The sequence below is a fragment of the Pantoea sp. CTOTU46764 genome (genome assembly GCF_031974595.1).
Taxonomy (GTDB): domain Bacteria; phylum Pseudomonadota; class Gammaproteobacteria; order Enterobacterales; family Enterobacteriaceae; genus Pantoea; species Pantoea trifolii.
In genome coordinates this window covers 10733-14766 of sequence record NZ_DALYOQ010000024.1, presented here as the reverse complement: position 1 = coordinate 14766, position 4034 = coordinate 10733, and the positions used below count along the sequence as shown (strand labels likewise).

The following is a 4034-nucleotide window of genomic DNA, read 5'->3' as shown; positions in this document are numbered from 1 at the left end:
CCAGAATAATCTGGCACACAGATAAATCCATCAATAAGTGATATTTTATGAATTACAGCAATTTTTCAGCAAAAGTGAGTTTCTGGCCAAATATGCATTTCACCGCAATAGAAATTCAGCAGTGCGGCGATCTCTATGAGATATATGCCACGGATATTTCCCGTCTCGCTAAAAGTAAGCTTTTCGTGGGGCGTACCCATGATCAATATCTGGCAGATTCCTACGCCAAACAGTTCGAAGAATGGCTGCCAAAAGTAAACCGTGAAATGAAGCTGCGAGAAATTACGCCTTTAGCCAGAAACACAGCTTCCTCGCGGATAAACCATCAAACAGAACTTGAAATTCTGCCGGGCTATTTGCACAACCAACGTGGGATGTAAAAATCTGCGAGCCATTACAGGCTGATTATTGGTCTCCTGCCATGAATGGCTTTTGCTTGTCAGCATGACACAGGTTTCCCAACGATAAATTCGCACAATGGAAAGCTTCTCTTTCCAGTGCGAGGAATGGTTGTGGACAACATTAAAGTCGGACTTTTTGGTATCGGACTTGAAACCTACTGGCCACAGTTTGCTGGGCTCAAGGAGCAACTTGAGCACTATCTTGCTGTGGTATCCCGGCGGCTACGAACTTACAACGCTGAGACTGTGGATGCCGGCCTGATCGATAACAGTGAGAAAACCGAGCAGGCGACGCAATTGTTCTCTAAGGAGAATGTTGACGTTGTGGTGTTATACATCACCACCTATGCGCTCAGTTCTACCGTGCTTCCGCTGGTGCAAAGCCTTAACAAGCCGGTTCTGATTTTTGCTTTGCAGCCGGAAATGTCGGTGCCTTGTCAGCAAATCAATCTACTCACCAAGCGCGAAGACCGCACCGGCCAATGGCTGGCGCACTGAAATATCCAGGCAGCCCGAATTACGTAAGGATATCCAGCAACGCCGCCCTCTGAAATAAAATCTTACTCACTCAATGGTTAAATCGTATACGTTCAACCAGACCATTGCTTTCGCATTCTAAAAAACTAAACCAGGCTAAATAATTCATCGTTATTAATGGGCCAGTTTATTGGATATAAGTGAGGAAGGAATGGATTTTGTACAACGTACCATCGAGTTAGCCATGAAAAATGTTGAAGAGGGCGGTCGCCCGTTTGCAACGGTCATTGTCCGTGATGGCAAGGTGATCGCTGAAAGCGCAAACCGCGTAGCTCAGACCAACGATCCCACCGCTCATGCTGAAATTCTGGCCATTCGCGAAGCCTGCCGCGAAACAGGCAGCGAAAATCTCACCGACTGCGACATTTATATTCTCGCCAGCCCATGTCCAATGTGCTTAGGCGCGCTTTATTATTGCAGTCCAAAGCAAGTTATTTACATCACTAAACGCGAGGAGTATTCAACCTATTATCGCGACGACCGCAAATACTTTGAACTTGACACTTTCTACGACGAATACAGTAAACCGATTGAACAACGTCGTTTGCCGATGAAATATGATCCACGACCTCAGGCATTAGATGTGTATAAACGTTGGCAAATATTAAATAAGTAATAAAGGATATTCACGCGCAGCCCGTGCTGCGCGTTGCCCCGGTAATGAACGCTGCTCAAACCGCTCTACCGGCATATGCATGCGCCTTCTCTACTCGTCGATGCTGATTTTCAGCACTCAAGAGTACAAATGCAAAAACGTAAATCAGGAACTTAGGAACGGGCGGTCTGGAAGTCTCTATCCTGGAGTTTGGCGGCATAGGACTAAAATTTGGATATGGCGCAGCATTGGATTTCGATGAAAGTATTGGTGGCGCGGCGTTAACGCTTAGTGCGGCGGATATTACAGAGATTGAAACATTACTGGCAAAAATGCCGGTGATCGGCCAACGCTACTTGGCGCAGATGCAGGCAACCATCAATCGCTGATCGCCAAAGCGGTTGTAATCCGTGAGTCGAGCTGCCTGCTGGCGCAGGCAGCTCAGGTTATTACTTAGATTGCTGCTGTTTACTGTCTTCTTCTTTCTGCTTTTTATTCGCCATATGATGACCAACGGCACAACCGGCGGCCGCGCCAGCCACGCCGTGATGCGCCATGTGGCCCGCAACACCGCCGACTACCGCACCTTTAATACAGCCCTTGGCTTCAACCTGAGAAGTGACCGACAGCAACACGCCCGCAGTCAATACAATCAGAGAAAATTTACGCATTGGTTTACTTCCTTATTCATTATCGACATGCTGATTGTAGTTATCCTCGGTGAACTTAACGTATTAAACTGTAAGCAAAAATATCTTTATGCCATAAAGGTTTTAACAAAAATGATCACATCATCAGCAGGCATTCTTATCCTCGCGGCAGGTCAAGGTTCGCGCTATATCGCCAGCGGCGGCAGCGGTAATAAATTGCTTGCCAGCATGGGCGATGAGGCGAAGTCGGTGATTGAAACCGTCATCGAACAGGCGAAGCTGAGCGAGTTGCCGGTAGCGCTGGTGACGCGTCCAGATTATCTGGCGGTGCGAGAACATGCTGAACGCGCGGGCGTGCAGCTTGTGCTGTGTGAAAGCGGCGGCAGCGGTGAATCGATTGCGGCGGGCGTAGCGATGACCGATCGCTGGAATGGATGGATCATTACGCTGGGAGATATGCCGTGGCTAACGGCGGCGCATCATCGGCGAGTCAATCAGGCGCTGGAGCAGGGCGCGGCGCAGGTTCGTTTTACTTACAAAGGAAAACCCGGCCATCCGGTCGGGTTTGATCGGCGCTACGCTGAAGCGTTACGCCATTTGCACGGCGATGAGGGCGCCAGAGCGCTGCTGGATGCGCGCTTACTGGTCACCCTTGAAGCGGATGCCGATGTGCACCGTGATATTGATGTGTTAGCTAAACCACGTTGAGCCGGGCCGCCGCGACATAGGCAACAATTGATAATGCCAGCGTGTGAGCATCTCTCGCCTGCGCAAAGATGCCAATCGGCGCTTTGATGCGGGCAATCTCATCTTCACTAAATCCCAGCGACAGCAGTTTCTCAACGCGCGTTGCATGCGTGCGTAGGCTGCCTAATGCACCGATATAGAAGGGCGCAGAACGCAGCGCCGCCAGCAGCACCGGCAGTTCACGATCCAGATCGTGATACAGCAAAATCACCGCCGTGAAGGGATCGATACTATGCGCCTGCACATCCTCCCCGGAGAGCACTTCGTAGCCGGCGGCCTGCGCAATGGATGTGGTCGCTAGCGCTTCGACTGAACGTCCATATACCGCGACACGCGTTTTTGGCAGATAGCGAGTGATAAAGGCATCATCCTGCCAGCTGGATATCTCAGCGTAATCCGCGCTAGCCAGCCGTTGAAACTTCGGCAAATAGCACAGCGCAGCGGGTTGCCGCTTTGCCAGCAGATCCAGCACGTTTCTCAACGGCTGCGCATCTCGTAGCCGATGGAAAGCCAGCGTGATCCCACCACCACAGGGCAGCACAATATCCAGATAAGGCGATCCTTCGCCATAGCGTACAACGCGATCTTTTCCGCTGGCGATAACCTGCAACGCTTCGTAAGCCGCCGCCGCTTCTACGCAGCCGCCGGAAACATAGCCGCAATAGCGGCCATCTTCCCGCACCACCATTTGCGCACCCAAGGCGCGCGCCGCGCCGCCGCGGATTTCAACCAGCGTGATCAACACGACGGCGAAATCCGCCTCCATTGCTTCTAATGCAAAGCGCAGAATGGTTTCGCTGTCATCGGTCTGCAAAGCCTGCTGCGGCTTAATCTGCGGTTGCAGATCGTCATCAATCAGTAGCTGCTGCACTGCGCTTCTCCTCAGCGTTAGACAAGGGCGGGCAAGCCTTTAAGTAACTTATCCAGCGTGACCGGATAATCACGCACGCGCACCCCGGTGGCGTTGTAAATGGCATTGGCGATTGCCGCGCTGACGCCGCACAAGCCGAGTTCACCGACGCCTTTGGCTTTCATCGGTGATGAGATGGGATCGGTGTCATCAAGGAAAATCACCTCCTGCTGCGGGATATCGGCGTGAACCGG

8 protein-coding genes are annotated in these 4034 nt (G+C 51.5%); 5 read left to right on the top strand and 3 right to left on the bottom strand.

The genetic code is table 11. From position 1 onward, the window contains the following. Nucleotides 1-47 precede the first annotated feature (47 nt). From RTM06_RS10580 to RTM06_RS10565, 4 genes are all read left to right on the top strand, one after another. Nucleotides 48-380 (top strand): hypothetical protein, encoded by a 333-nt coding sequence (locus tag RTM06_RS10580; protein ID WP_312182008.1) that lies wholly within the window; start codon nucleotides 48-50, stop codon nucleotides 378-380. Between the two features lie 132 nt (nucleotides 381-512). Further along, nucleotides 513-899, top strand: a complete 387-nt coding sequence (locus RTM06_RS10575; protein ID WP_312182006.1) for a hypothetical protein — start codon at nucleotides 513-515, stop codon at nucleotides 897-899. 190 nt (nucleotides 900-1089) lie between these two features. Next, on the top strand, nucleotides 1090-1554 hold the full coding sequence (locus RTM06_RS10570) for a nucleoside deaminase (protein WP_256698699.1): 465 nt from the start codon (nucleotides 1090-1092) through the stop codon (nucleotides 1552-1554). A gap of 227 nt (nucleotides 1555-1781) precedes the next feature. Then, entirely contained in the window at nucleotides 1782-1922 is a 141-nt protein-coding gene (locus RTM06_RS10565; protein WP_312182003.1) for a hypothetical protein, read from the top strand. 60 nt (nucleotides 1923-1982) lie between these two features. On the opposite strand, the gene RTM06_RS10560 is transcribed toward RTM06_RS10565, so the two are convergent. Further along, entirely contained in the window at nucleotides 1983-2204 is a 222-nt protein-coding gene (locus RTM06_RS10560) for a hypothetical protein (RefSeq protein WP_008106155.1), read from the bottom strand. A 111-nt stretch (nucleotides 2205-2315) separates the two neighbouring features. Between RTM06_RS10560 and RTM06_RS10555 the strand changes: the two genes are divergently transcribed. After that, nucleotides 2316-2891, top strand: a complete 576-nt coding sequence (locus tag RTM06_RS10555) for an NTP transferase domain-containing protein (protein WP_256698701.1) — start codon at nucleotides 2316-2318, stop codon at nucleotides 2889-2891. Here RTM06_RS10555 and RTM06_RS10550 read toward each other — a convergent pair. Both RTM06_RS10550 and RTM06_RS10545 read right to left on the bottom strand, forming a co-directional pair. Beyond that, a complete protein-coding gene (locus RTM06_RS10550; RefSeq protein WP_312181999.1) occupies nucleotides 2878-3801 on the bottom strand; it encodes an XdhC family protein in 924 nt (307 codons plus the stop codon). The two genes, RTM06_RS10555 and RTM06_RS10550, sit on opposite strands and share 14 nt — an antisense overlap. 17 nt (nucleotides 3802-3818) lie before the next feature. Then, nucleotides 3819-4034 (bottom strand): hypothetical protein (locus tag RTM06_RS10545; RefSeq protein ID WP_312181997.1); only part of this gene is annotated, 216 nt, incomplete at its 5' end.

Excerpts from the sequence above, each read along its gene's own strand:
- RTM06_RS10555 (WP_256698701.1), top strand. The coding sequence starts at position 2,316 with ATGATCACATCATCAGCAGGCATTCTTATCCTCGCGGCAGGTCAAGGT.
- RTM06_RS10570 (WP_256698699.1), top strand. The coding sequence starts at position 1,090 with ATGGATTTTGTACAACGTACCATCGAGTTAGCCATGAAAAATGTTGAA.
- RTM06_RS10580 (WP_312182008.1), top strand. The coding sequence starts at position 48 with ATGAATTACAGCAATTTTTCAGCAAAAGTGAGTTTCTGGCCAAATATG.
- RTM06_RS10560 (WP_008106155.1), bottom strand. The coding sequence starts at position 2,204 with ATGCGTAAATTTTCTCTGATTGTATTGACTGCGGGCGTGTTGCTGTCG.